This is a genomic window from Escherichia sp. 93.0816, assembly GCF_013368855.2.
Lineage (GTDB): Bacteria > Pseudomonadota > Gammaproteobacteria > Enterobacterales > Enterobacteriaceae > Escherichia > Escherichia ruysiae.
This window is the reverse complement of the sequence record NZ_JABWNC020000004.1, coordinates 32,925-59,772: the sequence shown is the minus strand read 5'-3', so window position 1 is coordinate 59,772 and position 26,848 is coordinate 32,925. Positions and strand designations below refer to the sequence as shown.

Annotated in this window: 27 protein-coding genes; 16 read left to right on the top strand and 11 right to left on the bottom strand. The window is 51.9% G+C overall.

The window, feature by feature from the left end; all coding sequences use genetic code 11:
* Positions 1 to 25: 25 nt before the first annotated feature.
* Complete coding sequence (gene yeiG / locus HEM79_RS06555; RefSeq protein WP_176242219.1) at positions 26 to 862, bottom strand: S-formylglutathione hydrolase; 837 nt, start codon at positions 860 to 862, stop codon at positions 26 to 28.
* A 257-nt stretch (positions 863 to 1,119) separates the two neighbouring features.
* On the opposite strand from yeiG, the gene folE reads away from it, so the two are divergent.
* The 6 genes from folE (at position 1,120) to mglC (ending at position 8,029) form a co-directional block, all read left to right on the top strand.
* A complete protein-coding gene (gene folE, locus HEM79_RS06550) occupies positions 1,120 to 1,788 on the top strand; it encodes a GTP cyclohydrolase I FolE (protein ID WP_001139613.1) in 669 nt (222 codons plus the stop codon).
* 16 nt (positions 1,789 to 1,804) lie between these two features.
* On the top strand, positions 1,805 to 2,962 hold the full coding sequence (gene yeiB, locus HEM79_RS06545) for a DUF418 domain-containing protein YeiB (protein WP_176242217.1): 1,158 nt from the start codon (positions 1,805 to 1,807) through the stop codon (positions 2,960 to 2,962).
* Positions 2,963 to 3,103: 141 nt separating this feature from the next.
* Complete coding sequence (gene galS, locus HEM79_RS06540; RefSeq protein ID WP_176242215.1) at positions 3,104 to 4,144, top strand: HTH-type transcriptional regulator GalS; 1,041 nt, start codon at positions 3,104 to 3,106, stop codon at positions 4,142 to 4,144.
* A 279-nt stretch (positions 4,145 to 4,423) separates the two neighbouring features.
* On the top strand, positions 4,424 to 5,422 hold the full coding sequence (mglB, locus tag HEM79_RS06535; RefSeq protein ID WP_001036964.1) for a galactose/glucose ABC transporter substrate-binding protein MglB: 999 nt from the start codon (positions 4,424 to 4,426) through the stop codon (positions 5,420 to 5,422).
* Positions 5,423 to 5,482: 60 nt separating this feature from the next.
* The gene (gene mglA, locus HEM79_RS06530; RefSeq protein WP_176242213.1) at positions 5,483 to 7,003 is read left to right on the top strand and encodes a galactose/methyl galactoside ABC transporter ATP-binding protein MglA; all 1,521 of its coding nucleotides are present in this window, start codon (positions 5,483 to 5,485) and stop codon (positions 7,001 to 7,003) included.
* A gap of 15 nt (positions 7,004 to 7,018) precedes the next feature.
* Entirely contained in the window at positions 7,019 to 8,029 is a 1,011-nt protein-coding gene (gene mglC, locus HEM79_RS06525) for a galactose/methyl galactoside ABC transporter permease MglC (RefSeq protein WP_001275121.1), read from the top strand.
* A 126-nt stretch (positions 8,030 to 8,155) separates the two neighbouring features.
* Here mglC and preA read toward each other — a convergent pair whose 3' ends face one another.
* The 8 genes from preA to HEM79_RS06485 all read right to left on the bottom strand — a co-directional run bounded on the left by preA (position 8,156) and on the right by HEM79_RS06485 (position 15,178).
* The gene (gene preA, locus HEM79_RS06520; protein WP_176242211.1) at positions 8,156 to 9,391 is read right to left on the bottom strand and encodes an NAD-dependent dihydropyrimidine dehydrogenase subunit PreA; all 1,236 of its coding nucleotides are present in this window, start codon (positions 9,389 to 9,391) and stop codon (positions 8,156 to 8,158) included.
* On the bottom strand, positions 9,385 to 10,623 hold the full coding sequence (locus tag HEM79_RS06515; RefSeq protein ID WP_176242209.1) for an NAD(P)-dependent oxidoreductase: 1,239 nt from the start codon (positions 10,621 to 10,623) through the stop codon (positions 9,385 to 9,387). The genes preA and HEM79_RS06515 overlap by 7 nt, the downstream gene beginning before the upstream one ends.
* A 264-nt stretch (positions 10,624 to 10,887) precedes the next feature.
* Positions 10,888 to 11,127: a DUF2542 family protein gene (locus HEM79_RS06510; protein WP_000383083.1), complete on the bottom strand. Its 240-nt coding sequence runs from the start codon at positions 11,125 to 11,127 to the stop codon at positions 10,888 to 10,890.
* Positions 11,128 to 11,129: 2 nt separating this feature from the next.
* Complete coding sequence (sanA, locus tag HEM79_RS06505) at positions 11,130 to 11,849, bottom strand: outer membrane permeability protein SanA (RefSeq protein WP_000920075.1); 720 nt, start codon at positions 11,847 to 11,849, stop codon at positions 11,130 to 11,132.
* 184 nt (positions 11,850 to 12,033) lie between these two features.
* Entirely contained in the window at positions 12,034 to 12,918 is an 885-nt protein-coding gene (cdd, locus tag HEM79_RS06500; RefSeq protein ID WP_000553574.1) for a cytidine deaminase, read from the bottom strand.
* Between the two features lie 130 nt (positions 12,919 to 13,048).
* Positions 13,049 to 13,744 (bottom strand): CidB/LrgB family autolysis modulator, encoded by a 696-nt coding sequence (locus tag HEM79_RS06495; protein WP_000968208.1) that lies wholly within the window; start codon positions 13,742 to 13,744, stop codon positions 13,049 to 13,051.
* A complete protein-coding gene (locus HEM79_RS06490; RefSeq protein WP_001516704.1) occupies positions 13,741 to 14,139 on the bottom strand; it encodes a CidA/LrgA family protein in 399 nt (132 codons plus the stop codon). The genes HEM79_RS06495 and HEM79_RS06490 overlap by 4 nt, the downstream gene beginning before the upstream one ends.
* 130 nt (positions 14,140 to 14,269) lie before the next feature.
* Positions 14,270 to 15,178: a LysR substrate-binding domain-containing protein gene (locus tag HEM79_RS06485; protein WP_000024643.1), complete on the bottom strand. Its 909-nt coding sequence runs from the start codon at positions 15,176 to 15,178 to the stop codon at positions 14,270 to 14,272.
* 126 nt (positions 15,179 to 15,304) lie between these two features.
* On the opposite strand from HEM79_RS06485, the gene mhbT reads away from it, so the two are divergent.
* The 6 genes from mhbT to dusC all read left to right on the top strand — a co-directional run bounded on the left by mhbT (position 15,305) and on the right by dusC (position 21,290).
* Entirely contained in the window at positions 15,305 to 16,663 is a 1,359-nt protein-coding gene (mhbT, locus tag HEM79_RS06480; protein ID WP_176242207.1) for a 3-hydroxybenzoate transporter MhbT, read from the top strand.
* Positions 16,664 to 16,674: 11 nt separating this feature from the next.
* A complete protein-coding gene (gene gtdA, locus HEM79_RS06475) occupies positions 16,675 to 17,703 on the top strand; it encodes a gentisate 1,2-dioxygenase (protein ID WP_176242205.1) in 1,029 nt (342 codons plus the stop codon).
* Between the two features lie 15 nt (positions 17,704 to 17,718).
* Complete coding sequence (locus tag HEM79_RS06470; RefSeq protein WP_000196041.1) at positions 17,719 to 18,420, top strand: fumarylacetoacetate hydrolase family protein; 702 nt, start codon at positions 17,719 to 17,721, stop codon at positions 18,418 to 18,420.
* A gap of 8 nt (positions 18,421 to 18,428) precedes the next feature.
* The gene (gene maiA, locus HEM79_RS06465) at positions 18,429 to 19,073 is read left to right on the top strand and encodes a maleylacetoacetate isomerase (protein ID WP_176242203.1); all 645 of its coding nucleotides are present in this window, start codon (positions 18,429 to 18,431) and stop codon (positions 19,071 to 19,073) included.
* A 14-nt stretch (positions 19,074 to 19,087) separates the two neighbouring features.
* On the top strand, positions 19,088 to 20,281 hold the full coding sequence (locus HEM79_RS06460; protein WP_000170159.1) for a 3-hydroxybenzoate 6-monooxygenase: 1,194 nt from the start codon (positions 19,088 to 19,090) through the stop codon (positions 20,279 to 20,281).
* 61 nt (positions 20,282 to 20,342) lie between these two features.
* Entirely contained in the window at positions 20,343 to 21,290 is a 948-nt protein-coding gene (gene dusC / locus HEM79_RS06455; protein ID WP_001525051.1) for a tRNA dihydrouridine(16) synthase DusC, read from the top strand.
* A 371-nt stretch (positions 21,291 to 21,661) separates the two neighbouring features.
* Here the strand turns inward: dusC and yohP are convergent, their stop codons facing one another.
* A complete protein-coding gene (yohP, locus tag HEM79_RS06450; protein ID WP_000691708.1) occupies positions 21,662 to 21,745 on the bottom strand; it encodes a small membrane protein YohP in 84 nt (27 codons plus the stop codon).
* Positions 21,746 to 21,968: 223 nt separating this feature from the next.
* On the opposite strand from yohP, the gene mdtQ reads away from it, so the two are divergent.
* Positions 21,969 to 23,405, top strand: coding sequence for a multidrug resistance outer membrane protein MdtQ (gene mdtQ / locus HEM79_RS06445; RefSeq protein WP_176242201.1), 1,437 nt, complete (start codon positions 21,969 to 21,971; stop codon positions 23,403 to 23,405).
* Between the two features lie 52 nt (positions 23,406 to 23,457).
* Positions 23,458 to 24,219 (top strand): SDR family oxidoreductase, encoded by a 762-nt coding sequence (locus tag HEM79_RS06440; protein WP_176242199.1) that lies wholly within the window; start codon positions 23,458 to 23,460, stop codon positions 24,217 to 24,219.
* 125 nt (positions 24,220 to 24,344) lie between these two features.
* Here HEM79_RS06440 and HEM79_RS06435 read toward each other — a convergent pair whose 3' ends face one another.
* Complete coding sequence (locus tag HEM79_RS06435; protein WP_010356678.1) at positions 24,345 to 24,923, bottom strand: DedA family protein; 579 nt, start codon at positions 24,921 to 24,923, stop codon at positions 24,345 to 24,347.
* 169 nt (positions 24,924 to 25,092) lie between these two features.
* On the opposite strand from HEM79_RS06435, the gene HEM79_RS06430 reads away from it, so the two are divergent.
* Both HEM79_RS06430 and pbpG read left to right on the top strand, forming a co-directional pair.
* A complete protein-coding gene (locus HEM79_RS06430; protein WP_176242197.1) occupies positions 25,093 to 25,680 on the top strand; it encodes a Yip1 family protein in 588 nt (195 codons plus the stop codon).
* Between the two features lie 173 nt (positions 25,681 to 25,853).
* On the top strand, positions 25,854 to 26,786 hold the full coding sequence (gene pbpG, locus HEM79_RS06425) for a D-alanyl-D-alanine endopeptidase (RefSeq protein WP_010347193.1): 933 nt from the start codon (positions 25,854 to 25,856) through the stop codon (positions 26,784 to 26,786).
* Positions 26,787 to 26,848: the final 62 nt, after the last annotated feature.

Genomic DNA, 26,848 nt, shown 5'->3' with positions numbered 1-26,848 from the left:
GATGCCCGGCGAACCGGGCTAAGTTTTACTTCAGTAAATGCTGCGCATGGAAGCGCAGATGATCCTCTATAAAAGAGGCGATGAAGTAGTAACTGTGGTCATAACCCGGCTGAATACGTAACGTCATTGGCCACGCTTTCTGACGAGCGGCCTCTGCCAGCACCGCAGGCTGGAGCTGGTCGGCAAGAAACTGATCGCTATCGCCCTGATCAATAAGCGTCGGGATCGCATCTTGCGCATTACTGGCGTACATCAACGCGCAACTGTCCCATTCCTCCCAGTCATTTTTATCCTCGCCCAGATAGGCGCTAAATGCTTTGATTCCCCACGGGACGCTGCACGGATTCACAATTGGCGCAAAGGCGGAAACGCTGGTGTATTTGCCAGGATTTTTCAGCGCCATAATCAATGCGCCGTGACCTCCCATCGAATGACCGCTAATGGCGCAGCGATCGCTGACGTTAAATTGCGACTGAATCAGCGCCGGTAATTCATCGCGCAGATAATCATACATCCGGTAATGCGCCGACCACGGCGATTGCGTAGCGTTAAGATAAAACCCTGCGCCCTGGCCTAAATCATAGCCGTCATCATTGGCAACCTGTTCGCCGCGCGGGCTGGTGTCTGGTATTACCAGTACAATCCCCAGTTCCGCAGCCACGCGCTGGGCACCCGCTTTGGTGGTGAAATTTTCGTCATTACAGGTTAATCCCGAAAGCCAGTACAGCACTGGCGGCGGGGCGTTATCGCGGGGAGGCGGGAGAAAGATGCTGAACGTCATCGGACAGTTTAAGGTACTGGAGTCGTGCCGCCAGCGTTGCTGCCAGCCTTCAAAACAGCGATGCTCTTCGAGCATTTCCATGCGTGGCTCCTTGTTATGTTGTTTGCAATTTTTTCATCATACCGTTTATTCAGTGTGTTGTGAGTAACTTTCACTTCCGCATATGCATAACGATGTTTTAACATCTACGGCTGAAAGGCAGCGGCAATTACAATAATTATCGCTGTGAATACTGGATTATGTGCGTCACCTCACGCACAATAATCAGGCTGCTAATCAGCTTAATAACTTTGCCCCCACGCAGGGCGGAGGCGTCACACCTGCAGGAGAAAATATAAATGCCATCACTCAGTAAAGAAGCGGCCCTGGTTCATGAAGCGTTGGTTGCGCGAGGACTGGAAACACCGCTACGCCCGCCCGTGCATGAAATGGATAACGAAACGCGCAAAAGTCTTATTGCCGGTCATATGACCGAAATCATGCAGCTGCTGAATCTCGACCTGGCTGATGACAGTTTGATGGAAACGCCGCATCGCATCGCCAAAATGTATGTCGATGAAATTTTCTCCGGTCTGGATTACGCCAACTTCCCGAAAATCACCCTCATTGAAAATAAAATGAAGGTCGATGAAATGGTCACCGTGCGCGATATCACCCTGACCAGCACCTGTGAACACCATTTTGTCACTATTGATGGCAAAGCGACGGTGGCCTATATCCCGAAAGATTCGGTGATCGGGCTGTCAAAAATTAACCGCATTGTGCAGTTTTTTGCCCAGCGTCCGCAGGTGCAGGAACGTCTGACCCAGCAAATTCTCATTGCGCTACAAACGCTGCTGGGCACCAATAATGTGGCGGTCTCCATCGATGCGGTGCATTACTGCGTGAAAGCGCGTGGCATCCGCGATGCAACCAGCGCCACGACAACGACCTCCCTCGGTGGTTTGTTCAAATCCAGTCAGAATACGCGCCACGAGTTTCTGCGCGCCGTGCGTCATCACAACTGATTAAAAGGCAGGAACCATGGAGCGCAACGTCACGCTCGATTTTGTTCGCGGCGTCGCCATTCTGGGGATCCTGCTATTAAACATCAGCGCCTTTGGACTCCCAAAGGCGGCTTATCTCAATCCCGCCTGGTACGGCGCTATTACGTCGCAAGATGCCTGGACATGGGCATTTCTCGATCTCATCGGCCAGGTGAAATTCCTCACGCTTTTTGCGTTGCTGTTTGGTGCGGGTATGCAGATGTTGCTGCCCCGTGGCAGACGCTGGATCCAGTCGCGGCTCACCCTGTTAGTTTTGTTGGGCTTTATTCACGGATTGTTATTCTGGGACGGCGATATTCTGCTGGCTTACGGGCTGGTGGGCTTAATCAGCTGGCGACTGGTGCGCGATGCGCCATCGGTAAAAAGCCTGTTTAATACCGGCGTCATGTTGTATCTGGTAGGGCTTGGCGTTTTGCTGCTGCTGGGGTTGATTTCCGACAGCCAGACCAGTCGCGCCTGGACGCCGGATGCGTCCGCCATTTTGTATGAAAAATACTGGAAACTTCACGGCGGCGTGGAAGCCATCAGTAACCGTGCCGATGGAGTAGGGAACAGTTTACTGGCACTGGGTGCGCAGTATGGCTGGCAACTGGCGGGGATGATGCTAATTGGCGCGGCATTGATGCGTAGCGGTTGGCTGAAAGGGCAGTACAGCTTGCGCCACTATCGCCGTACCGGTTTTGTGCTGGTGGCGATTGGGCTGATGATTAACCTTCCTGCTATCGCACTACAATGGCGGCTGGACTGGGCGTATCGCTGGTGCGCCTTCTTACTTCAGATGCCGCGTGAACTGAGTGCGCCATTTCAGGCGATGGGTTATGCGTCGTTGCTGTTCGGCTACTGGCCACAATTAAGCCGTTTTAAGCTGGTGCTGGCGATCGCCTGCGTTGGACGGATGGCGCTGACCAACTACCTGTTACAAACGCTGATTTGTACCACGCTGTTTTATCATCTCGGTTTGTTTATGCAGTTTGACCGTCTGGAATTGCTGGCGTTTGTTATGCCGGTATGGCTGGCGAATATCCTCTTCTCTGTTATCTGGCTGCGTTATTTCCGCCAGGGGCCGGTAGAATGGCTCTGGCGTCAGCTAACCCTCCGTGCTGCCGGACCGGCATTATCTAAAACATCAAGATAACGATCTCGATCACATTCATTAACAAAACGGCTGTAACCGTTTCCATTGCTGTGACTCGATTCACGAAGTCCTGTATTCAGTGCTGACAAAATAGCCGCCAGCAAGCAGTAACCTACTGCAATCTCACAACAGGTAGTGAATATGATCACCATTCGTGATGTAGCGCGTCAGGCTGGCGTCTCTGTGGCAACGGTTTCCCGGGTGCTCAATAACAGTACTCTGGTGAGTGCGGACACGCGTGAAGCGGTAATGAAAGCGGTGAGTGAACTGGATTACCGACCAAACGCCAATGCCCAGGCGCTGGCAACCCAGGTGAGCGATACCGTTGGCGTGGTGGTGATGGACGTTTCTGATGCGTTTTTCGGCGCACTGGTGAAAGCCGTCGATCTCGTCGCCCAACAGCATCAGAAATATGTATTGATTGGCAACAGCTATCATGAAGCGGAAAAAGAGCGTCACGCCATTGAGGTGTTAATTCGCCAGCGTTGTAATGCGTTGATTGTTCATTCAAAAGCGTTAAGCGACGACGAACTGGCGCAGTTTATGGACAACATTCCTGGTATGGTGCTGATCAATCGCGTTGTACCGGGTTACGCTCATCGTTGCGTTTGCCTGGATAATCTCAGCGGTGCCCGAATGGCGACGCGCATGTTGCTGAATAACGGTCATCAACGCATCGGTTATCTTTCTTCCAGCCACGGCATTGAAGATGACGCAATGCGCAAAGCAGGCTGGATGAGTGCGCTGAAAGAGCAGGATATTGTTCCGCCGGAAAGCTGGATTGGCACCGGCACGCCGGACATGCCCGGCGGTGAGACGGCAATGGTCGAGCTGCTGGGACGCAATCTGCAACTTACTGCTGTGTTTGCTTATAACGACAATATGGCCGCTGGCGCACTGACGGCATTAAAAGATAATGGCATTGCGATTCCGTTACATCTCTCCATCATCGGTTTCGATGATATCCCCATCGCCCGTTACACCGACCCGCAATTAACGACCGTGCGTTATCCCATTGCTTCGATGGCTAAATTAGCTACTGAACTGGCCTTGCAGGGCGCAGCAGGCAATATTGATCCGCGAGCCAGCCACTGTTTTATGCCGACGTTAGTGCGTCGGCATTCTGTCGCAACACGCCAGAATGCGGCGGCGATCACTAACTCAACAAATCAGGCGATGTAACCGCTTTCAATCTGTGAGTGATTTCACAGTATCTTAACAATGCGATAGCTATGATTGCACCGTTTTAACGTTGTAACCTATATGTAACAGTGAATAATCACTTTTATCGAGGCTATAGCGTCATAACAACAATTAAAGCCGTTTTCTGGAGCGTTACCGGGCATGGAAGAACGAATTTTAAAACGTGAGCTTCGGCGTTCAGTAACACTTCATTAACTATACTGCCCCGCCGAGCATTTATCTCAAGCACTACCCTGCATAAGAAAAACCGGAGATACCATGAATAAGAAGGTGTTAACCCTGTCTGCTGTGATGGCCAGCATGTTATTCGGTGCCGCTGCACACGCTGCTGATACCCGTATTGGTGTGACGATTTATAAATATGACGATAACTTTATGTCCGTGGTGCGTAAGGCTATCGAACAAGATGCGAAAGCCGCGCCAGACGTCCAGTTGCTGATGAATGATTCGCAGAATGACCAGTCCAAGCAGAACGATCAGATTGACGTACTGTTGGCGAAAGGGGTGAAGGCGCTGGCAATCAACCTGGTTGACCCGGCGGCTGCAGGTACAGTGATTGAGAAAGCGCGCGGGCAAAACGTGCCAGTGGTTTTCTTCAACAAAGAACCCTCCCGTAAGGCGCTGGATAGCTACGACAAAGCCTACTACGTTGGCACTGACTCGAAAGAGTCCGGCATTATTCAGGGCGATTTGATTGCTAAACACTGGGCGGCGAATCAGGGTTGGGATCTCAACAAAGACGGTCAGATTCAGTTCGTACTGCTGAAAGGTGAACCGGGCCATCCGGATGCAGAAGCACGTACCACTTACGTGATTAAAGAACTGAACGACAAAGGCATCAAAACGGAACAGTTACAGTTAGATACTGCTATGTGGGACACCGCTCAGGCGAAAGATAAGATGGACGCCTGGCTGTCTGGCCCGAACGCCAACAAAATCGAAGTGGTTATTGCCAACAACGATGCGATGGCAATGGGCGCGGTAGAAGCACTGAAAGCGCACAACAAGTCCAGCATTCCGGTGTTTGGCGTCGATGCGCTGCCAGAAGCTCTGGCACTGGTGAAATCCGGTGCACTGGCGGGCACTGTGCTGAACGATGCTAACAACCAGGCGAAAGCGACCTTTGATCTGGCGAAAAACCTGGCCGATGGCAAAGGTGCGGCTGATGGCACCAACTGGAAAATCGACAATAAAGTTGTCCGCGTTCCTTATGTTGGCGTAGATAAAGACAATCTGGCTGAATTCAGCAAGAAATAAGACTGATTGGGCGCAGTCGTTTACTGCGCCCTTATTGTATGGCCAACAAGGTAAAATTATATGGTCAGCTCAACGGCTTCGTCTTCCGGGGAATACTTGTTGGAAATGAGCGGTATCAACAAGTCCTTTCCCGGTGTTAAGGCACTTGATAACGTTAATTTAAAAGTCCGGCCACATTCTATCCATGCATTAATGGGAGAAAACGGCGCAGGAAAATCGACATTATTAAAATGCCTGTTTGGTATTTATCAAAAAGACTCCGGCACCATTTTATTCCAGGGTAAAGAGATCGATTTTCATTCTGCCAAAGAAGCACTGGAAAATGGTATTTCGATGGTACACCAGGAGTTAAACCTGGTATTACAACGGTCGGTGATGGACAACATGTGGCTGGGGCGATATCCCACCAAAGGCATGTTTGTCGATCAGGACAAAATGTACCGTGAAACCAAAGCGATTTTTGATGAACTGGATATTGATATCGATCCGCGTGCGCGGGTCGGGACATTATCTGTTTCGCAAATGCAAATGATCGAAATCGCCAAAGCGTTTTCCTATAACGCGAAAATCGTGATTATGGATGAGCCGACTTCTTCGTTAACCGAAAAAGAGGTCAATCATCTGTTCACTATTATTCGTAAATTAAAAGAGCGCGGCTGCGGTATTGTTTATATCTCGCATAAAATGGAAGAAATTTTCCAGTTATGTGATGAAGTCACCGTATTGCGCGACGGTCAGTGGATCGCCACCGAACCGCTGGCAGGACTGACGATGGACAAGATCATCGCCATGATGGTTGGGCGTTCTCTTAACCAGCGTTTCCCGGACAAACAAAACACGCCAGGCGAAGTGATTCTGGAAGTGCGTAACCTGACGTCGCTGCGCCAGCCTTCCATCCGCGATGTCTCGTTTGATCTGCACAAAGGGGAGATCCTCGGTATTGCCGGTCTGGTGGGAGCGAAACGTACTGATATTGTTGAGACGTTATTTGGTATCCGTGAGAAATCTTCCGGCACCATTACGCTGCACGGGAAAAAGATCAATAACCATAATGCCAACGAAGCTATTAACCACGGATTCGCGCTGGTCACTGAAGAGCGCCGCTCGACGGGAATTTATGCCTATCTGGATATTGGTTTTAACTCGTTAATTTCCAATATTCGCAACTACAAAAATAAAGTTGGGTTACTGGATAACTCGCGGATGAAAAGCGATACCCAGTGGGTTATTGATTCGATGCGGGTAAAAACGCCGGGGCATCGAACACAAATTGGTTCGCTCTCCGGCGGTAATCAGCAAAAGGTGATTATTGGTCGCTGGCTGCTAACGCAACCGGAAATATTAATGCTTGATGAACCGACGCGCGGTATTGATGTTGGGGCGAAGTTTGAAATTTATCAGTTAATTGCCGAACTGGCGAAGAAAGGCAAGGGGATTATTATTATCTCCTCAGAAATGCCAGAGTTGTTAGGGATAACAGACCGTATTCTGGTGATGAGCAATGGTCTCGTTTCTGGAATTGTCGATACAAAAACAACAACGCAAAACGAAATTCTGCGTCTTGCGTCTTTGCACCTTTAAGATTAGGGGCTTCCCATGAGTGCGTTAAATAAGAAAAGTTTTCTTACTTACCTGAAAGAGGGCGGTATTTACGTCGTTCTTTTAGTTTTGCTGGCGATTATAATTTTCCAGGATCCTACTTTTTTAAGTCTGTTGAACTTAAGTAATATTCTCACCCAGTCATCGGTACGTATTATTATCGCGCTTGGCGTGGCAGGATTAATTGTCACCCAGGGAACTGACCTTTCTGCCGGGCGCCAGGTAGGGCTGGCAGCGGTGGTGGCAGCGACGTTATTGCAGTCGATGGAAAACGCCAACAAAGTGTTCCCGGAAATGGCGACGATGCCGATCGCGCTGGTTATTCTGATTGTCTGTGCCATTGGTGCGGTTATCGGTTTAATCAACGGCCTGATCATTGCTTATCTCAACGTGACGCCGTTTATTACCACGCTTGGTACGATGATTATCGTCTACGGCATCAACTCGCTCTATTACGATTTTGTTGGTGCGTCACCGATTTCCGGTTTTGATAGCGGCTTCTCCACCTTTGCCCAGGGCTTTATTGCATTGGGGAGTTTCCGGCTCTCTTACATCACCTTCTACGCGCTGATTGCCGTGGCGTTCGTTTGGGTACTGTGGAACAAAACCCGCTTCGGTAAGAACATTTTTGCTATCGGCGGTAACCCGGAAGCGGCGAAGGTTTCTGGTGTCAACGTCGGCCTGAATCTGCTGATGATTTATGCGCTGTCTGGTGTGTTCTATGCCTTCGGCGGAATGTTAGAAGCCGGACGTATCGGCTCTGCGACTAACAACCTCGGCTTTATGTATGAGCTGGATGCTATCGCGGCGTGCGTGGTGGGCGGCGTATCGTTCAGCGGCGGTGTGGGGACGGTGATTGGCGTGGTGACCGGGGTAATTATCTTTACGGTCATCAACTATGGCCTGACGTACATCGGCGTAAACCCGTACTGGCAGTACATCATTAAAGGGGCGATTATTATCTTCGCCGTGGCGTTGGATTCACTGAAATACGCGCGTAAGAAGTGATATGAATGTGGCTCGCATTCGGTCATAAATGCACATAACATCATGATCTGTGTGGTTTTGTAGGCCGGATAAGGCGTTCACGCCGCATCCGGCGACAGGAGCCAAATGCCGGATGCGATGCTGGTTCTACAACGTTACCGGGTGTTCTTTCTCTCCTTTTTTAAACTTCACTTCCCCGAGATCAATACACCCCACCGGACAAACATGACCGCAAAGCAGACAACCGACGCACTTCTCGGTATTACAGTGCGGCGTGCGCGATTTCTCATCCCATTCCATCGCCTGATGCCCACCGTCGTAGCAGGAAATATAACAGCGCCCACAGCTGACACATTTATCAAGATTAATATGGGGATAGACGATATAACTGCGGTCTAAATCTTCCGCCGGGACAATATTATGATTCGCCAGGCCAACCATCTCCTGCAACGAATCAAATCCCTGATCGGCAAGATAATGTGACAACCCGCTCGCCATATCTTCCACAATGCGATAACCGTACTGCATGATGCCAGTGGTCACCTGTAACGTTGCCGCACCGAGTAATAAAAACTCCGCTGCATCTTCCCAGGTCTCAATACCACCGATACCGCTAATCGGGAAATCACGCAGTTCCGGATGGGTGCGCATTTGCTGAATAAAGCGCAGGGCGATCGGTTTCACCGCTTTACCGGAATAACCGGAAATACTCGATTTACCGTTGACGATCGGCATACCAATTTTCTGATTCAGATCGATATTGGTGATGGATTTGACGGTGTTAATCGCCGCAATGCCATCTGCGCCGCCGCGTTTCGCCGCCAGCGCCACTTCGCACATATCACCGATATTCGGCGTCATCTTCGCCAGCATCGGCAAAGTGGAACCGCGTTTCACCGCACGACAATATTTTTCTACCAGTTCCGGACTTTGCCCGACATCGCTCCCCATCGCATGAGAAGTCATCTGCGGGCAGGAGAAATTACATTCGATCATATCGGCGCCTGCTTTTTGCACCAGACGCGCCAGATCCTCCCATTGTTGCTCATTTTCCCCCATGATCGAGGCGATCAGCACCTTGTCAGGGTAATCTTCTTTCAACCGACGCAAAGCGGCCAGATTCTCCTCCAGGGGATGTTCGGCAATCTGCTCCATGTTTTTGAAGCCAATAAAACCGGTATCTTCTTTCACCAGATGATCAAAACGTGGCGAAACTTCGTTAGCGATAAAAAAGCCGATCGTTTTGAACACCACGCCGCCCCAGCCGGTGTCGTAGGCTTTGGCGCACATCTCGTAGCAGTTGCCGACCGGCGAAGAAGAGAGGCAGAACGGATTGGGAAACTTCACGCCGCAAAAGGTAATAGAAAGATCTTTCGTTAACATGAGCAAGCTCCCTCTAAATAGTGATGAATCGCCCCGGCGGCTTCTTTCCCGGTCTTCACGGCATAAACCACGGTTTTGTCACCCTCAACAATATCGCCAGCGGCAAACAGTTGTGGGTCGCGAGTCTGGTAATTTTTCGTTTCGATAATATTGCGCTGCGGCTCCAGCGCCGCAAAAGCGGTAAGTTCGGCATGTTGACCGACGGCGAGAATAATTTTGTCCGCTGCCATTGTCAGTTCGCCTGGCAAACGAACATGTTTAAAGGTAACTTTATTGCCATCTACCGCCACTGGCGTAAAGCCATCAATAATCGATACCCCCAATTTCTGGGCGCTGGTGAACTCTTTCTTGCTTGCCGGAAATTCATCTAACTCTTCGCGCGCTACACAGGTCACCGCCTGGCAGCCGAGAACTTTCAGCGTGCTGGCAACGTCCATCGCGACATCGCCGCCGCCAATAATTAATGCGCTTTGCGGGATGCTGATATCGCCTTGTGCCTGGCGCGCGCGTTGCAGGAAATCGACGGCGATCTCAACGTCGCTATGCTCAAACAGCGGCAGCCGAGAACCGCTCGATAACCCCACGGTGACCAGCACTGCGCGGTTTTCTGCTTTCAGTTGTTCCAGCGAAAGCGTTTTGCCAATTTCACAGTTGCACTTAATGGCTACACCCATTTTTTCGATGCGAGTGATTTCCGCTTCCAGCACTGATTGCGGCAAACGAAATTGCGGAATACCGTTACACAACCAGCCACCGGGCTGCGCTTCTTTTTCATAAATTGTGACGTCGTAGCCCAGATTGGTCAGCGTCACGCTGGCTTGTAATCCGGCAGGACCAGCACCAATAATCGCGACTTTACCGCGCGTCTTGCTGCCTGGTTGATAAATTTCCATTCCAGTTTGTTGTTCAAAATCAGTAACAAAACGTTGTAAGCGACCAATATCAATGGGGTCATCGACACCCGCACGGGTACAACCGCTCTGGCATAATTTTTCCGTAGGGCACACTCTGGCGCAAACGGCACCAAGGGCATTATTTTCGCGAATTGTCTCGGCAGCACCTTTAAAATTACGAAAATAGATTGAGCGAATAAATTTCCCCGGATCGGTTTGCGCCGGGCAAGCCTGGCTGCAGGGCGCGTCGTGACATAATAAACAGCGGGAGGCTTCTTTAATCGCCAGTAAAGGCGTAAAAGCCGGAGTGAGTTCATCCAGATAATTTTGTTGCGGCATGTGATCTTCCTTAATGCTATGGGTAATTAAGGCGAACGCCTGTTTTACCCGCAATACTTCAAGTGGCATGTGCTGCGACATCGCACCTTTCTGCAACTCAAATTATTTTGGGTAAATATAACGTACTAATATTAAGGCTAAGCGTGTGGGGGAATTTAAACTGTGAAAAGATTCACAAATAGCTGCGGTTCAGAATGTTATATCCGCAGCCTGGTGGGTGAACTAATAATTATTCTCAATAATTAGCAAGAGGAAGAAATAATATTATCTGTAAAAAATAAGATAAATAATCATGCCGATGGATAAAAGTCCGAAGCCGCTATATGCCACTATATAAGCGAAGAAGAGTCCGGGATTTTTGTCACGCCAGACATACACCGGTTCCAGGGAATTTTTAACCCGTTTATCAATTGCGCCAGCACGCCAGCCTTTCCAGGCTTCGCGAAAACAAAATACAGGGATCAGGAAAAAAACGGCAATGACAAAAAACTGCTGAACATCCATAACTACTTTCCTTGTTTCTTTTCTAATTCAAGTAATTGTTCGGGGGTAACGGCCGGATACCCCTGCGCATCTTCCGGCACCTGGTGCATTGCCGGAATTGGAACCAGCGGACCTAAAAAGCGTGGCTCACGTTTAAAGATATAAAGATCAGCCAGAGCGCCGAAACGAGCGGCAAATTCACGAATACGTACCGACCACATATCTTTGGGTGATGGTACGGCATAACACTGTGCCTGAATACCCATATGCAGAGCGATAAATAATGCCCGTTCACAGTGGAAACGCTGAGTGATAATAATGAAGTCGTTAGTATCGAACACTTTGCGCGTGCGTACGATAGAGTCGAGGGTTCGAAAACCTGCGTAGTCGAGAACAATATCAGCCGGATCGACACCAGCGGCAATTAAATCTTTGCGCATGGTCATCGGTTCGTTATAACTCTGCAACGCGTTATCGCCGCTAAGTAATAGATAATTCACCTTACCGCTGTTATAGGCATTTATTGCGCCCTGAATACGGTAGCGGTAATACTGATTAATTACCCCGGTGCGATAATACTTCGCGGTGCCAAGTACCACGCCGACCTGGCGGTAGGGGAGATCCTGTAACTCGTCGTAGATATAAGGCGCAGTTTTCCAGCTCATCCAGCGATCGAGGCCGAGCACAGTCAACAGCAGCAAGCCGATCAGGACTAACAGGCTGTAAAACACGCGCTTTAACATGCAGAAAACTCGATCTTGGGGAATTTCAATCAGGCTACTTTACCTGCGGGCTTTGCGCAAGAAACGGCAAACTGTTTGCCGGGATTTTCGACACCAGGATAAGTTGGCAAGCCTGATGCGACGCTTATCAGTGTGCCAGACCTGTAGGCCGGACAAGGCGTTCACGCCGCATCCGGCACCAGGCTTAAGCGAGAAGAACGCGGTCGATATTGTTGCAGCCGAGCGCTTTAAGCGTTGCGGAGGTTGCATCCCACTGAATCAACGGCGCATCGGCTTTTTCTGCCAGAATCGCGCGCTGAATATCCGGGTAGTCATAACCCTTGAGATTCAACAGAATTAACGCTCCTTGTAATGGCGGCAGAGTCGGGTTAAACGCCGCGTTTTCAGCGTAGCTACCGCTGAAAATACGACCGTCTTTACATTCCAGCGCCACGCCGCTTGGGGAGTTGCTGTAAGGCATGTGTGAACGGTTTGCCGCTGCGATCGCCGCCTGAGAAAGCGCATCGCCGGTCAGTGCAAAGCCGTGATCCTGCTCATCCATCAGCAGCGTTTTAATCTCCAGATCTTTCGGCCCAAAAGCATCCGGCAGATAGTCACGCAGCGCGTGCGCTTCGCGACCCGGTAGATGAATACGCAGATCCAGACCGCTATTCAGTTCATTCATAAACTGGCGGCAGTGACCGCAAGGCGTGTAGTTAACGGTGATGGCGGCGAGTGCTTTCTCACCGCTCAACCAGGCGTGGCTGATAGCACTTTGTTCGGCATGAACGGTTTGCTGCATTGTCGCGCCAATAAATTCCATATTGGCACCAAAATACCAGGTTCCACTCACGCCGCGCGCAATAGCGCCAACATTAAAATTCGACAATGGCGTGCGGGCACAGGCCGCCGCCAGCGGCAGCAGTGCGAAAGCCAGCGCGTCTTCGTCCAGCCCCGTTGCGCTCTTCAGCGAAGAGACCTGCTCTTTGGTCAACAACGCGGGAAAATACTTGTCTGCCAGAATGGGTTCCAGTGCAGATTGCAAGTTATCCGCAAGTTGGGCAAAAGCAGTTTGAAAACGTGGATGCATGGCGTTGCCTCATAATCATGTAATGGGATAACAGTTTACGAACCCGTTATGCCTTTATATGTGATCTGAATCTCATTAATTATGCAACGCGTGAAACTTACATCAAAAATGCGCGACGCATCGCAAAATTTTAGCCCATTACAGCCAGAATTATCGGGAAAAGGAACGGTGCGATCAGCGAGGTAATAATCCCGCACAGCACCAGCGCCAGCGAACTAAATGCGCCTTCCTGATAATCCAGCTCGGCACAGCGTGCCGTACCGAGGGCGTGTGAGGCCGTCCCCATCGCCAGACCGCGCGCCGCTTTGGTGCGAATACGCATCGCATTAAGCAATGTATGACCAAACACCGCGCCCAGAATACCGACGAAAATGACGCAAACTGCGCTAATTGCAGGGATACCGCCAATACTGCCGCCAACCGCCATCGCAATTGGCGTAGTCACCGATTTCGGCAGAATTGACGCGGCGATTTCCGGTGAAGCGCCCATCAGCAATGCCACGGACGTGCCTGTCACCATCGCGACCACGCTGCCGATAAAGCAAATGGTGATGATCGACTTCCAGCGCGCGCGGATCTGATGCAGCTGTTCATATAAAGGATAGGCCAGCGCCACCACCGCCGGTTGCAGCAGATCGTTTAAAACCTCACTACCTTTAAAATAGCTGTCGTAAGAGATACCGGTCAGCATTAAAAAAGGAATGATCACCACCATTGCCACCAGCAACGGATTGAGCAATGGAAATTTATACCGCGCTGCCAGTTTGCGGGCGGCAAAAAAGACAATCAATGTCAGCGGTAATGACCACCAGATATTCGCCATCATTTCTCTGATCCTTTCTGACCTATGACTTTACGTTCACCGTGTACCAGGTGCGAACTCCAGCTCACCACCAGAAAAACCACCAGCGTACTAATGGCACAGGAAACCACTACCGGGCCAAACTGTGCGCGTAGCAAATCAAAATATTGCATAACGCCTACGCCAATTGGCACAAACAATAGCGCCATATAGCGAATCAGTACGTAGCACCCCGGATTGACCCACTTCGCCGGAAGAATTTGCAAGGCCAGCAGGACAAACAGGATCAGCATCCCGATGATGCTGCCCGGAATGGTTACCGGTAGCAGGGAAGCAATGAAAATGCCTGCATACAGGCAGGCATAAATAAGGACAAAAGCGCGTAAATATTGCCAGATAATGTTCAGTGTCTTACTCATGATCAACACCCCAGATGAGATGGATTCATCATACAATTAATCTGTAAAACGTGCTACCGATCACATCATGAAATCTGAGCATAGTTGAATTACAGGAGATGGAGATCGGGCAAGCGCCCAATTCAGTGGTCTAATTCTGGTTCAAAAAGTGCAGAAACCGACTTAGCGCACGGGAGGGCGTTTCGTTATTACGCCAGAACACGCCGACGCTGCCTTTCTGTTCTATCTTCGGCAGATTCAGGATCACCAGTTGCCCCTGACTGGCATAGCGTTGCGCCAGACGTAAAGAGAGTATAGAAATCATGTCGCTGCTTTGGAGCAGGTTGGTGCTGACGTTCATTGACGCCGATTCAATGGTGTTTTCTGGCAGCATCACGCCATGTTCTACCAGCGCATTATCAATACTGAGACGAATAGGTGTTCCGGTCGGCCAGACTATCCAGCGCCAGTTAGCCAGATCATTCCAGCCAAGAGCGGCATATTTCGCCAGTGGATGGTTCGGGCGAGCGACAAAGCACACAGGCTCGGTGTAGAGCACCTGATAATTCAGCGGCAGTTGCAGCGCACGACCACCAATACGACCAACCACTACATCCACAGAACCTGCCAGCAGGTCTTGCAGTAATGGCGTCATCACCTTCTCTTCGATATTCAGGTGTAGCGTCGGCATCTCTTTTAGCAAATGCAAAATCGCCTGGGATACGCAGTCAGTGGCGACAGGAGAACAACCTATTTTCAGACTGCCGACCAGTCCGCCTTGTTTAAAGCGCGCCAGTTCATGTTGCGATCGCTCCATGTCATTGATTAACCGTTGAGCATGTTGCAGTAACAATTTGCCGCCTTCGGTCGGACGTAGCCCTTTGCTGTGCCGCTCAAAGAGTGTGAGGCCGATCTCATCTTCGAGTTGTGACAGCCATTTCGACAGCGCAGGCTGGGTGATATTCATCATCCGCGCTACATGGGTCAGATTGCCTTGTTCGCCCAGCGCCACCAGCATTTGTAGGTGATGAAGTTTTAATTTCTGCGCCCAGTTTGCCATTTGCCATAACCTCCAGGTTATCTCTCTGCCGAAAATGCCATTGTACATTTCATCTCTTTAATCACAATATCGCAACATATACAAAACAATAGAAACATCTACCTTACCTGCACTGAGGCATTCACTATGACTCAACGACGTGATTTACAAGCACTGATTGATGCCGCTCCAGTCGGCAAGATGCAGTGGCGCGTTATCATCTGCTGTTTTCTGGTGGTAATGCTCGATGGTTTTGACACGGCGGCTATCGGCTTTATCGCTCCCGATATTCGTACTCACTGGCAACTCTCCGCAGGCGATCTCGCGCCGCTGTTTGGCGCGGGTCTGTTGGGATTAACCGCAGGCGCACTGCTTTGCGGCCCGTTGTCCGATCGCTTTGGGCGCAAACGGGTCATTGAGTTGTGCGTCTTTTTATTTGGTGCGCTAAGTCTTGCCTCTGCTTTTTCACCAGATCTGCAAACACTGGTAATCCTGCGCTTTCTCACCGGGTTAGGGCTTGGCGGCGCAATGCCGAATACCATCACCATGACGTCGGAATATCTGCCAGCTCGTCGTCGCGGCGCGCTGGTAACGCTGATGTTTTGCGGTTTCACGCTGGGGTCAGCCTTTGGCGGGATTGTCAGCGCACAACTGGTGCCGGTGATTGGCTGGCACGGCATTCTGGTGCTGGGAGGCGTATTACCGCTGATTTTATTTGTCGCGCTGCTGGTGGTTTTGCCGGAATCGCCTCGCTGGCAGGTGCGCCGCCAGTTACCGCAGGCGGTAATTGCAAAAACCGTGAGCGCCATTACCCGCGAGCGTTATGTCGATACCCACTTTTATCTCAATGAATCAGCCGCTATTGCCAAAGGCAGCATTCGCCAGTTGTTTGCCGGGCGTCAGTTAACCATCACGTTGATGCTGTGGGTCGTTTTCTTTATGAGCCTGCTGATCATTTATCTGCTCTCAAGCTGGATGCCGACGCTGCTTAACCATCGTGGTATCGACCTGCAACATGCGTCCTGGGTCACCGCCGCATTCCAGATTGGCGGCACGTTGGGCGCGCTGGCGCTGGGCGTACTGATGGATAAATTCAATCCTTTCCGCGTGTTGGCTGTGAGCTATGCCATAGGCGTTGTATGCATCGTGATGATTGGCTTAAGTCAGGACGGATTATGGCTGATGGCACTGGCTGTCTTTGGCACCGGCATTGGTATCAGCGGATCGCAAGTGGGGCTGAACGCGCTGACCGCCACGCTCTACCCAACGCAAAGCCGCGCCACGGGCGTGAGCTGGTCAAACGCCGTCGGCCGCTGCGGTGCGATTGTCGGTTCGCTTTCTGGCGGCGTGATGATGGCGATGAATTTCTCTTTCGACACTCTGTTTTTCATTATCGCTGTGCCTGCGGCGATCAGTGCGGTGATGTTAACGCTGCTGATTACCGTCGTTCGCCAGTCGACCTCTGTCCCTGACTCACTGCCTCGCGCAGGCGTTGTGAACGAATAAGGAGCATCTCAATGACTGATAACAATCAAAATAGCCGCGAGCAATTTTATCAGCATATTTCCGGGCAAAACCTGACCCCGCTGTGGGAGTCGTTGCACCATCTGGTGCCGAAAACACCCAACGCTAATTGCGCGCCAGCGTACTGGAATTATCAGGAGATCCGCCCATTGTTGCTGGAAAGTGGCAGCCTGATTGGCGCGAAAGAGGCGGTGCGTCGCGTACTGGTGCTGGAAAACCCGGCGCTGCGCGGTCAGTCCTCCATTACCGCCACCTTGTATGCCGGTTTGCAACTGATCATGCCAGGCGAAGTGGCACCAAGCCATCGTCATAACCAGTCGGCGCTGCGTTTTATTGTTGAAGGTAAAGGCGCATTTACCGCCGTTGATGGCGAACGCACGCCAATGAATGAGGGCGATTTTATCCTGACCCCGCAGTGGCGCTGGCACGATCACGGTAACCCTGGTGACGAACCGGTTATCTGGCTCGATGGACTGGATCTGCCATTAGTGAACACTCTGGGCTGCGGTTTTGCCGAAGATTACCCAGAAGAGCAACAACCGGTAACGCGCAAAGAGGGTGATTACCTGCCGCGTTATGCCGCCAATATGTTGCCGCTGCGCCATCAGACGGGGAACTCTTCGCCGATCTTTAACTATCGTTATGACCGAAGCCGCGAAGTGCTGCACGATTTAACCCGCCTGGGCGATGCCGATGAGTGGGATGGCTACAAAATGCGCTACGTCAACCCGGTCACCGGCGGCTATCCGATGCCGTCGATGGGCGCTTTCCTGCAACTGTTGCCGAAAGGGTTCGCCTCCCGCGTGGCGCGTACTACTGACAGCACCATCTACCACGTGGTGGAAGGCGGCGGGCAGGTCACTATCGGCAATGAAACCTTCACCTTTACCACAAAAGATATCTTCGTGGTGCCGACCTGGCACGGCGTGTCATTCCAGACCACGCAAGATACCGTTTTATTTAGTTTTTCGGACAGACCGGTACAAGAAGCCCTGGGGCTGTTCCGCGAAGCGCGTTATTAATTTGGGAGAGAAAAAATGACTCAATACGTATTCGAACCGCAAGCGCCCGTTACCGTACCGGTTGTTGGCAGTGATGAACAATTCCCCGTGCGCCGCGTTTACTGCGTCGGACGTAACTATGCTGCCCACGCCCGCGAAATGGGCTTCGATCCGGATCGTGAACCGCCATTCTTCTTCTGCAAACCGGCGGATGCCGTTGTTCCGGTTGCCGCTGGCGAAACGCTGGCGCTGCCGTATCCGGCGCAGACCGATAACTACCACTATGAAATTGAGCTGGTAGTGGCAATTGGTAAAAAGGGCAGCGATATCCCGCTGGAAAACGCCCATGAATATGTCTGGGGTTATGCCACGGGGCTTGATATGACCCGTCGCGATCGTCAGATGGAGATGCGCCAGATGGGACGCCCGTGGGAAATCGGCAAAGCGTTTGATCTCTCTGCGCCCATCGCGCCGCTGCACAAAGCCAGCGAAACCGGCGGTATTGATAACGCGCCAATCTGGTTACAGGTTAACGGCGAAGATCATCAGCGCAGCGATATTCGTCATCTTATCTGGTCAGTGAATGAAACCATCAGCTACCTGTCCGGCTTCTTTGAACTGCAACCGGGCGATCTGATCTTCACCGGCACGCCGGAAGGTGTTGGCCCGGTGGTGAAAGGTGATGTGATCACGGGCAACGTTGAGGGTTTAACCCCTATCGCGGTGAAGATTGTCTGAGGTGCAAGATGAAGCTGTACAGTTTTTTTAATAGTTCAGCGTCGTACCGGGTGCGCATTGCGCTGGCGCTAAAGGGCATTGATTACCAGACCGAAGGGGTGAATATCCGTATTGGTCAGCAAAACGAACTGGCCTACCGGCGGATGAATCCGGTCGGGCTGGTGCCGACGCTGCTGACCGATGATGGCGAGTCACTCGGTCAATCGCTGGCGATAATTGACTGGCTGGATCGTCATTACCCGCAAGTTCCGCTGTTACCGCAGGAAGAACCGGCTCGCAATAAAGTCCTGGAAATTGTTTATGCCATCGCTTGCGACATTCATCCTCTGAATAACCTGCGCGTGCTGCGCTACCTGACCGAAGAACTGAACGTCAGTGAAGAAGAGAAAAAACGCTGGTATGCGCACTGGATCCAGCAAGGGTTAAGCGCGGTGGAACAACTGCTGCGCCAGAGCCAGTCGGGACAATTTTGCGTGGGCGAGACGCCGACGCTGGCAGACTGCTGCCTTGTCCCACAATGGGCAAATGCGTTACGCATGAACTGCGACCTGAGTGCATATCCGCGCTGTAAAGCAGTGTACGACGCCTGCACGCAGCTGCCAGCGTTCATCGCTGCCGCACCAGAAAATCAACAAGATAAAATTTCAGCCTGACCAGGAGAACCATAATGACGAAAGTGACACGCGCAGTAATTGTGGGAGGCGGGATCGGCGGTGCGGCAACTGCGCTGTCACTGGCCCGCCAGGGGATCAAAGTGGTGTTGCTGGAGAAGGCGCATGAGATTGGTGAGATTGGCGCGGGCATCCAGTTGGGGCCAAACGCGTTTTCGGCGCTGGACAGCCTTGGCGTCGGCGAAATTGCCCGCCAGCGCGCGGTGTTTACCGATCACATCACTATGATGGACGCGGTAAACGCCGAAGAAGTGGTGCGCATTGAAACCGGTCAGGCTTTTCGTGACCATTTCGGCGGCCCTTATGCGGTGATCCACCGCGTTGATATTCATGCCTCGGTGTGGGAAGCGGTACTGACCCACCCGGACGTCGAATATCACACCTCTACGAACGTCGTGGATATTCGCGAGACGCCGGACGATGTTACCGTTTTCGACGATCGCGGCAATAGCTGGAGCGGCGATATTCTGATTGGCTGTGATGGCGTGAAGTCAGTGGTGCGTCAGAGCTTATTAGGCGATGTGCCGCGCGTTACCGGGCATGTGGTCTACCGTGCGGTTATCGATTGTGCCGATATGCCGGAAGATTTGCGTATTAACGCGCCGGTACTGTGGGCGGGGCCGCACTGTCACCTGGTGCATTACCCTTTGCGCGGCGGCAAGCAGTATAATCTGGTGGTAACATTCCACAGTCGCCAGCAGGAAGAGTGGGGCGTGAAGGATGGCAGTAAAGAGGAAGTGCTCTCCTATTTTGAAGGCATTCATCCACGCCCGCGCCAGATGCTGGATAAACCGACCTCATGGCGACGCTGGTCAACTGCCGATCGCGAACCGGTGGCGAAGTGGGGAACGAAGCGCATAACGCTGGTGGGCGATGCGGCGCATCCGGTGGCGCAATATATGGCGCAGGGTGCCTGTATGGCACTGGAAGACGCGGTGACGCTCGGTAAGGCGCTGGCAGAATGTGACGGCGATGCGGCACAAGCCTTTGCGCTGTATGAGTCGGTACGTATTCCACGCACCGCGCGCATCGTCTGGTCGACACGTGAAATGGGGCGGGTATACCACGCTGCGGGAGTAGAACGCCAGGTGCGTAATCTGCTGTGGAAAGGGAAATCGCAGGCAGAGTTTTATCGTGGTATGGAGTGGTTATACGGCTGGAAAGAAGATAACTGTCTGCAACCACGCTGAGCACTTTAATCCGCTGACCGGAGGCGCTACCATAGCGCCTCATTTTTTTGCGGGTGATGATATGCGTGTACTACTGGCGCCGATGGAGGGTGTGCTTGACTCTCTGGTGCGTGAATTGCTGACCGAAGTTAACGACTACGATCTGTGCATCACCGAATTTGTCCGCGTGGTCGATCAACTGCTGCCGGTAAAAGTCTTTCATCGCATTTGCCCTGAACTACAAAATGCCAGTCGAACGCCATCCGGTACGCTGGTGCGGGTACAACTGCTGGGACAGTTCCCACAATGGCTGGCGGAAAATGCTGCTCGTGCGGTGGAATTAGGTTCCTGGGGCGTGGATCTCAATTGCGGCTGCCCATCGAAAACGGTTAACGGCAGCGGCGGCGGAGCAACGTTACTCAAAGATCCTGAACTCATCTACCAGGGGGCAAAAGCGATGCGCGAAGCTGTACCGGCGCATTTACCCGTCAGCGTGAAAGTGCGGCTTGGCTGGGACAGCGGCGAGAAGAAGTTTGAAATTGCCGATGCTGTCCAGCAGGCCGGAGCCACGGAACTGGTGGTGCATGGTCGGACAAAAGAGCAGGGTTACCGTGCGGAGCATATTGACTGGCAGGCGATTGGCGAGATTCGCCAGCGGCTGAATATTCCGGTGATTGCCAACGGAGAAATCTGGGACTGGCAGAGCGCGCAACAATGTATGGCGATCAGCGGCTGCGACGCGGTGATGATTGGGCGCGGGGCGCTGAATATTCCCAACCTGAGCCGGGTGGTTAAATATAACGAACCGCGAATGCCGTGGCCGGAGGTTGTTGCTTTGCTGCAAAAATATACCCGTCTGGAAAAGCAGGGCGATACCGGGCTATATCACGTCGCGCGGATTAAACAGTGGTTGAGTTATTTGCGTAAAGAATACGATGAAGCAACGGAATTATTTCAGCATGTTCGGGTGTTGAATAATTCCCATGATATTGCAAGGGCTATTCAGGCAATTGATATCGAGAAACTCTAAAAACCATAGTGATGTTTTTTGACAATGTGTTAGCTCTTTATCAATAGGCCGCACGGTTGTTTGGTGGCGCCAAAATCGCCGAGGCGTTCCCTGGAGGCCGGGGCAGCCCACATGGATGTGGGCTGAGGGCGCGTTTTACAGGGATGTTACCTCGCGCCCGACCCGGTAGCCGCAAGGGATAAGCCGAGGGCACCGCGCAGCGGCGATTTTGTTCGCCAGAGCCCGGGGGTGCAGGGGGCGGCGGCGATTGGCCGCCCCCTGCGCGCTCCTTGCGCCAGTGATTATATGAAGCAATGCACATGACAGGAGCGCAACAGGATGAGAGACTGAAATACTCTTGTTATTTTCGGATCTGATGACATTAATTAATTTTAAAATATCATCTTAAATACGCCAGTCACCACCAGTAGCCCAATCAGGAAAATAATCAATACAGCCCAGAGTATAATTTTCATTGGCGTTCCTTTATTTGTGAGTGCTGAATAAGTATAGGAAAAAATAAAACCCTTTGCCGTTGTTCATAAACGATTAAGATAAATCGGAAGATATCATTCACTTACTGTATATTTTTCTGAATGTGTCGTTTTATTGCTGCTGATGTATTGCCACGCGAAACTAAAAAATACATTGCAACACACGGTAATCTCCGCGCACCTTTTCTTACCTGATTATTCCCCCATGAATCGTGATTCCTTTTATCCAGCTATCGCCTGTTTTCCGCTGTTCCTCATTCTGGCTGGGTGTGCGCCTGTGCACGAAACCCGCCAGGCGTTAAGCCAGCAAACGCCCGCTGCGCAAGTTGACAGCGCATTACCCACGGCGCTGAAAAATGGTTGGCCAGACAGTCAGTGGTGGCTGGAATATCACGATAATCAACTCACTTCCTTAATTAATAACGCATTACAGAACGCACCGGATATGCAGGTGGCTGAACAGCGCATTCAACTGGCTGAAGCGCAGGCGAAAGCTGTAGCCACTCAGGATGGTCCGCAGATCGATTTTTCTGCGGATATGGAGCGACAAAAAATGTCGGCGGAAGGGTTAATGGGGCCGTTTGCCCTGACCGATCCGGCGGCAGGTACTACCGGGCCGTGGTATACCAACGGTACTTTTGGTCTAACGGCGGGCTGGCATCTCGATATCTGGGGAAAGAATCGGGCTGAAGTCACAGCGCGCCTCGGTACGGTTAAAGCACGGGCGGCGGAACGCGAGCAAACCCGCCAATTGCTGGCTGGCAGTGTGGCTCGCCTGTACTGGGAGTGGCAGACCCAGGCGGCGTTAAACACTGTCTTACAGCAAATCGAAAAAGAACAGAACACCATTATCGCGACCGATCGCCAGTTGTATCAGAACGGAATTACCTCTTCGGTTGAAGGTGTGGAAACCGATATCAACGCCAGTAAAACCCGGCAACAGCGCAATGATGTGGCAGGAAAAATGAAAATTATTGAGGCGCGGTTAAATGCGCTGACTAACAGCCAGACGAGCGGTTTAAAGCTGCATCCGGTTGTGCTGCCTGAAGTGACAAGCCATCTTCCTGATGAACTGGGTTATTCCTTGCTGGCGCGCCGTGCCGATTTGCAGGCGGCGCACTGGTACGTTGAATCATCCTTAAGCAGCATCGACGCGGCAAAAGCGGCCTTTTACCCCGACATAAACCTGATGGCCTTCCTGCAACAAGATGCATTGCACTTAAGCGATCTGTTCCGTCATTCCGCGCAGCAAATGGGCGTTACGGCAGGCCTGACGCTACCCATTTTCGATAGCGGTCGTCTTAACGCCAATCTCGATATTGCGAAAGCCGAAAGCAACTTGTCTATCGCCAGCTACAACAAAGCGGTGGTTGAGGCGGTGAATGACGTGGCGCGGGCAGCCAGTCAGGTTCAGACGTTGGCGGAGAAAAACCAGCATCAGGCGCAAATTGAGCGCGATGCCCTGCGTGTGGTAGGTCTGGCGCAGGCACGCTTTAACGCGGGCATCATTGCTGGTTCCCGCGTCAGCGAAGCCAGAATCCCGGCGCTGCGTGAACGGGCGAACGGTCTGCTCTTGCAGGGGCAGTGGCTGGATGCCTCCGTTCAACTCACCGGCGCGCTGGGCGGGGGCTATAAACGCTGATGATATGCGGCTTCTATACTTAACGTTTATTCAGCGTTAAGTGGAGAACTCCATGGCACAGGTCGCGATTATTACTGCCTCCGATTCAGGGATCGGTAAAGAGTGCGCGTTATTACTGGCGCAGCAAGGGTTTGATATTGGCATTACCTGGCACTCAGATGAAGAAGGGGCAAAAGATACCGCGCGTGAGGTAGTTAGTCACGGCGTCCGTGCGGAGATGGTGCAACTGGATCTCGGCAATCTACCAGAAGGTGCGCAGGCGCTGGAGAGCCTTATTCAACGACTGGGGCGTATTGATGTGCTGGTGAATAACGCGGGAGCGATGACCAAAGCGCCGTTTCTTGATATGGCTTTTGATGAGTGGCGCAAGATTTTTACCGTTGATGTCGATGGTGCATTTTTATGCTCGCAAATTGCTGCCCGCCAGATGGTGAAACAGGGGCAGGGTGGTCGCATCATCAACATTACATCGGTACATGAACATACGCCGCTGCCGGATGCCAGCGCCTACACCGCCGCTAAACATGCACTCGGCGGGTTAACCAAAGCGATGGCGCTGGAACTGGTCAGGCATAAGATTCTGGTGAATGCGGTCGCGCCAGGTGCAATTGCCACGCCAATGAACGGCATGGATGACGGCGACGTGAAGCCCGACGCAGAACCATCAATTCCCCTGCGGCGTTTCGGCGCAACGCATGAGATTGCCAGCCTGGTGGCCTGGCTATGTTCCGAAGGCGCAAATTACACCACCGGGCAGTCGTTAATTGTCGATGGTGGTTTTATGCTGGCGAATCCGCAGTTTAAGCCGGAGTAGTGCAATGGGATATGTGGATATTTCAATGGGTATGTTGTAGGCATGATAAGACGCGCCAGCGTCGCATCAGGCATGGAACACCTGATGTCGGATGCGGCGTGAATGCCTTATCTGTGGCAACTGCTTTACGCCTGATTATCCGGCTTTTTCTTCCCGCGCCGTTTCAGCCACCAGCGCACGCCAACCACCAGAACCACGACCAGAATCAACCAGACCCAGTGTTTCAGATGCTGATCAAGACTGTGCAACCACGGCGCAATCACCTGACCACCGGCGTAACCGATAGTGGTAAAAATCAGCGCCCAGGCAAATGCGCCGAGAATATTCAGCGGCAGAAAGATTTTCGGCGGCAACTGACTGGCACCAATCAGCGTCGGGCCAATTACCCGAAAGCCATACATAAAACGCGTACCAATAACAAACAGATACGGATGGCGCTGGATCAGTTTCTGCGCCCGCTCAATTTTATCCTGATGTTTTGAGATACGACGCAACAGCTTGCCGCCAAACCGCCGTCCGCACAGATAAAGTACCTGGTCGCCAATCATGCCGCCAAGCGCCACAGAAAGAACCACGAGCGGGAATTTTAATAATCCCTGATGTGCCGCAACGCCTCCCAGCAAAGTCACGGTTTCACCCTCTGCCAGACTGCCGAGCACCAGCGCGGCATAACCATATTGTGAGATGAGTGTATTGAGATCCATAGGCCAGTCAGTCTCCCTTTGGTTGCCTGTAAGCATACACCCTGTGAATTGTTTGCGCAGAAAAAGGCGTTTCATCACGCGACGCAAATTTCACAACAGGGCAAAAAATAACCACAAGCTGACTTATACTTGAACTGTCAGGTTCAGCAACTCACAAAAAGGGGGCGGTATGAGCCATGTCTGGGGACTGTTTTCCCATCCCGATCGTGAAATGCAGGTGATTAATCGTGAAAACGAAACGATTTCTCATCACTACACCCACCACGTTTTGCTGATGGCGGCGATTCCGGTGATCTGTGCCTTCATTGGCACCACGCAAATTGGCTGGAATTTTGGCGATGGCACTATCCTGAAGTTATCCTGGTTTACCGGACTGGCGCTGGCTGTCTTGTTTTATGGCGTTATGCTGGCTGGGGTCGCGGTGATGGGGCGAGTCATCTGGTGGATGGCGCGCAAATATCCGCAACGTCCATCGCTTGCGCACTGTATGGTCTTTGCCGGATATGTCGCGACGCCGCTGTTTTTAAGCGGCCTGGTGGCGCTTTATCCGCTGGTCTGGCTGTGCGCGCTGGTGGGTTCGGTGGCGCTGTTTTACACCGGCTATCTGCTTTATCTCGGTATTCCGAGCTTCCTGAATATCAACAAAGAGGAAGGTCTTAGTTTCTCCAGTTCGACGCTGGCGATTGGCGTACTGGTGCTGGAAGTGTTGCTCGCTATTACCGTTATTCTGTGGGGGTACGGTTATCGGCTGTTCTAGAAAGTTCTTTTGCGTTGCATTGCTGGCGTAAATGTCAGCAATGCAGCATTTCCTCACGATTCTCCTTTGACGATCGCACTTTTTGCTCGTTATGATGGCGTCGCTAGCCTCAGTAAATCCTTACTCCGGCGGTGCGCAACCCGTGCGCGTGAACCACTATCTGAATGCTCATCATGCCGAAATTTCGAGTTTCTTTATTTAGCCTGGCTCTAATGCTGGCTGTGCCTTTTGCACCGCAGGCCGTTGCGAAAACGACTGCCGCTACCACCGCTTCGCAGCCGGAAATCGCTTCCGGTAGTGCGATGATTGTTGATCTGAATACCAACAAAGTGATCTATTCGAACCACCCGGATCTGGTGCGTCCGATTGCGTCAATCACCAAATTAATGACCGCAATGGTGGTGCTTGACGCACGACTGCCGTTGGATGAAAAACTGAAAGTGGATATCAGCCAGACGCCAGAGATGAAGGGGGTCTATTCGCGCGTGCGACTGAACAGCGAAATCAGCCGTAAAGATATGCTGTTGCTGGCGCTGATGTCTTCAGAAAACCGCGCGGCGGCAAGCCTGGCGCACCATTATCCTGGTGGTTATAACGCTTTTATTAAAGCGATGAATGCGAAAGCGAAATCACTCGGAATGAACAACACGCGCTTTGTTGAACCGACCGGATTGTCGGTGCATAACGTTTCGACAGCCCGTGACCTGACCAAATTGCTGATTGCCAGCAAACAATATCCGTTGATCGGTCAGTTGAGTACCACCCGTGAAGATATGGCGACCTTCTCTAATCCGACGTACACCCTGCCGTTCCGCAATACTAACCATCTGGTGTATCGCGATAACTGGAATATTCAGTTAACCAAAACCGGTTTTACCAATGCCGCAGGGCATTGCCTGGTGATGCGCACGGTTATCAATAATAAACCGGTGGCGCTGGTGGTGATGGATGCATTTGGCAAATATACCCATTTTGCCGATGCCAGCCGCCTGCGTACCTGGATTGAGACTGGTAAAGTGATGCCTGTTCCGGCTGCGGCGTTGAGCTATAAAAAACAAAAAGCTGCCCAGATGGCGGCAGCGGGGCAGACGGCACAGAACGATTAAGTTTGCTTGCCTGTAGGCCGGATCAGGCGTTTACGCCGCATCCGGCATTAGGTGCCAGTGCC

What these genes read in the sequence shown, in the direction of transcription:
- yeiG (WP_176242219.1), bottom strand. Translation starts at nt 862, where the DNA reads ATGGAAATGCTCGAAGAGCATCGCTGTTTTGAAGGCTGGCAGCAACGC.
- folE (WP_001139613.1), top strand. Translation starts at nt 1,120, where the DNA reads ATGCCATCACTCAGTAAAGAAGCGGCCCTGGTTCATGAAGCGTTGGTT.
- yeiB (WP_176242217.1), top strand. Translation starts at nt 1,805, where the DNA reads ATGGAGCGCAACGTCACGCTCGATTTTGTTCGCGGCGTCGCCATTCTG.
- galS (WP_176242215.1), top strand. Translation starts at nt 3,104, where the DNA reads ATGATCACCATTCGTGATGTAGCGCGTCAGGCTGGCGTCTCTGTGGCA.
- mglB (WP_001036964.1), top strand. Translation starts at nt 4,424, where the DNA reads ATGAATAAGAAGGTGTTAACCCTGTCTGCTGTGATGGCCAGCATGTTA.
- mglA (WP_176242213.1), top strand. Translation starts at nt 5,483, where the DNA reads ATGGTCAGCTCAACGGCTTCGTCTTCCGGGGAATACTTGTTGGAAATG.
- mglC (WP_001275121.1), top strand. Translation starts at nt 7,019, where the DNA reads ATGAGTGCGTTAAATAAGAAAAGTTTTCTTACTTACCTGAAAGAGGGC.
- preA (WP_176242211.1), bottom strand. Translation starts at nt 9,391, where the DNA reads ATGTTAACGAAAGATCTTTCTATTACCTTTTGCGGCGTGAAGTTTCCC.
- HEM79_RS06515 (WP_176242209.1), bottom strand. Translation starts at nt 10,623, where the DNA reads ATGCCGCAACAAAATTATCTGGATGAACTCACTCCGGCTTTTACGCCT.
- HEM79_RS06510 (WP_000383083.1), bottom strand. Translation starts at nt 11,127, where the DNA reads ATGGATGTTCAGCAGTTTTTTGTCATTGCCGTTTTTTTCCTGATCCCT.
- sanA (WP_000920075.1), bottom strand. Translation starts at nt 11,849, where the DNA reads ATGTTAAAGCGCGTGTTTTACAGCCTGTTAGTCCTGATCGGCTTGCTG.
- cdd (WP_000553574.1), bottom strand. Translation starts at nt 12,918, where the DNA reads ATGCATCCACGTTTTCAAACTGCTTTTGCCCAACTTGCGGATAACTTG.
- HEM79_RS06495 (WP_000968208.1), bottom strand. Translation starts at nt 13,744, where the DNA reads ATGATGGCGAATATCTGGTGGTCATTACCGCTGACATTGATTGTCTTT.
- HEM79_RS06490 (WP_001516704.1), bottom strand. Translation starts at nt 14,139, where the DNA reads ATGAGTAAGACACTGAACATTATCTGGCAATATTTACGCGCTTTTGTC.
- HEM79_RS06485 (WP_000024643.1), bottom strand. Translation starts at nt 15,178, where the DNA reads ATGGCAAACTGGGCGCAGAAATTAAAACTTCATCACCTACAAATGCTG.
- mhbT (WP_176242207.1), top strand. Translation starts at nt 15,305, where the DNA reads ATGACTCAACGACGTGATTTACAAGCACTGATTGATGCCGCTCCAGTC.
- gtdA (WP_176242205.1), top strand. Translation starts at nt 16,675, where the DNA reads ATGACTGATAACAATCAAAATAGCCGCGAGCAATTTTATCAGCATATT.
- HEM79_RS06470 (WP_000196041.1), top strand. Translation starts at nt 17,719, where the DNA reads ATGACTCAATACGTATTCGAACCGCAAGCGCCCGTTACCGTACCGGTT.
- maiA (WP_176242203.1), top strand. Translation starts at nt 18,429, where the DNA reads ATGAAGCTGTACAGTTTTTTTAATAGTTCAGCGTCGTACCGGGTGCGC.
- HEM79_RS06460 (WP_000170159.1), top strand. Translation starts at nt 19,088, where the DNA reads ATGACGAAAGTGACACGCGCAGTAATTGTGGGAGGCGGGATCGGCGGT.
- dusC (WP_001525051.1), top strand. Translation starts at nt 20,343, where the DNA reads ATGCGTGTACTACTGGCGCCGATGGAGGGTGTGCTTGACTCTCTGGTG.
- yohP (WP_000691708.1), bottom strand. Translation starts at nt 21,745, where the DNA reads ATGAAAATTATACTCTGGGCTGTATTGATTATTTTCCTGATTGGGCTA.
- mdtQ (WP_176242201.1), top strand. Translation starts at nt 21,969, where the DNA reads ATGAATCGTGATTCCTTTTATCCAGCTATCGCCTGTTTTCCGCTGTTC.
- HEM79_RS06440 (WP_176242199.1), top strand. Translation starts at nt 23,458, where the DNA reads ATGGCACAGGTCGCGATTATTACTGCCTCCGATTCAGGGATCGGTAAA.
- HEM79_RS06435 (WP_010356678.1), bottom strand. Translation starts at nt 24,923, where the DNA reads ATGGATCTCAATACACTCATCTCACAATATGGTTATGCCGCGCTGGTG.
- HEM79_RS06430 (WP_176242197.1), top strand. Translation starts at nt 25,093, where the DNA reads ATGAGCCATGTCTGGGGACTGTTTTCCCATCCCGATCGTGAAATGCAG.
- pbpG (WP_010347193.1), top strand. Translation starts at nt 25,854, where the DNA reads ATGCCGAAATTTCGAGTTTCTTTATTTAGCCTGGCTCTAATGCTGGCT.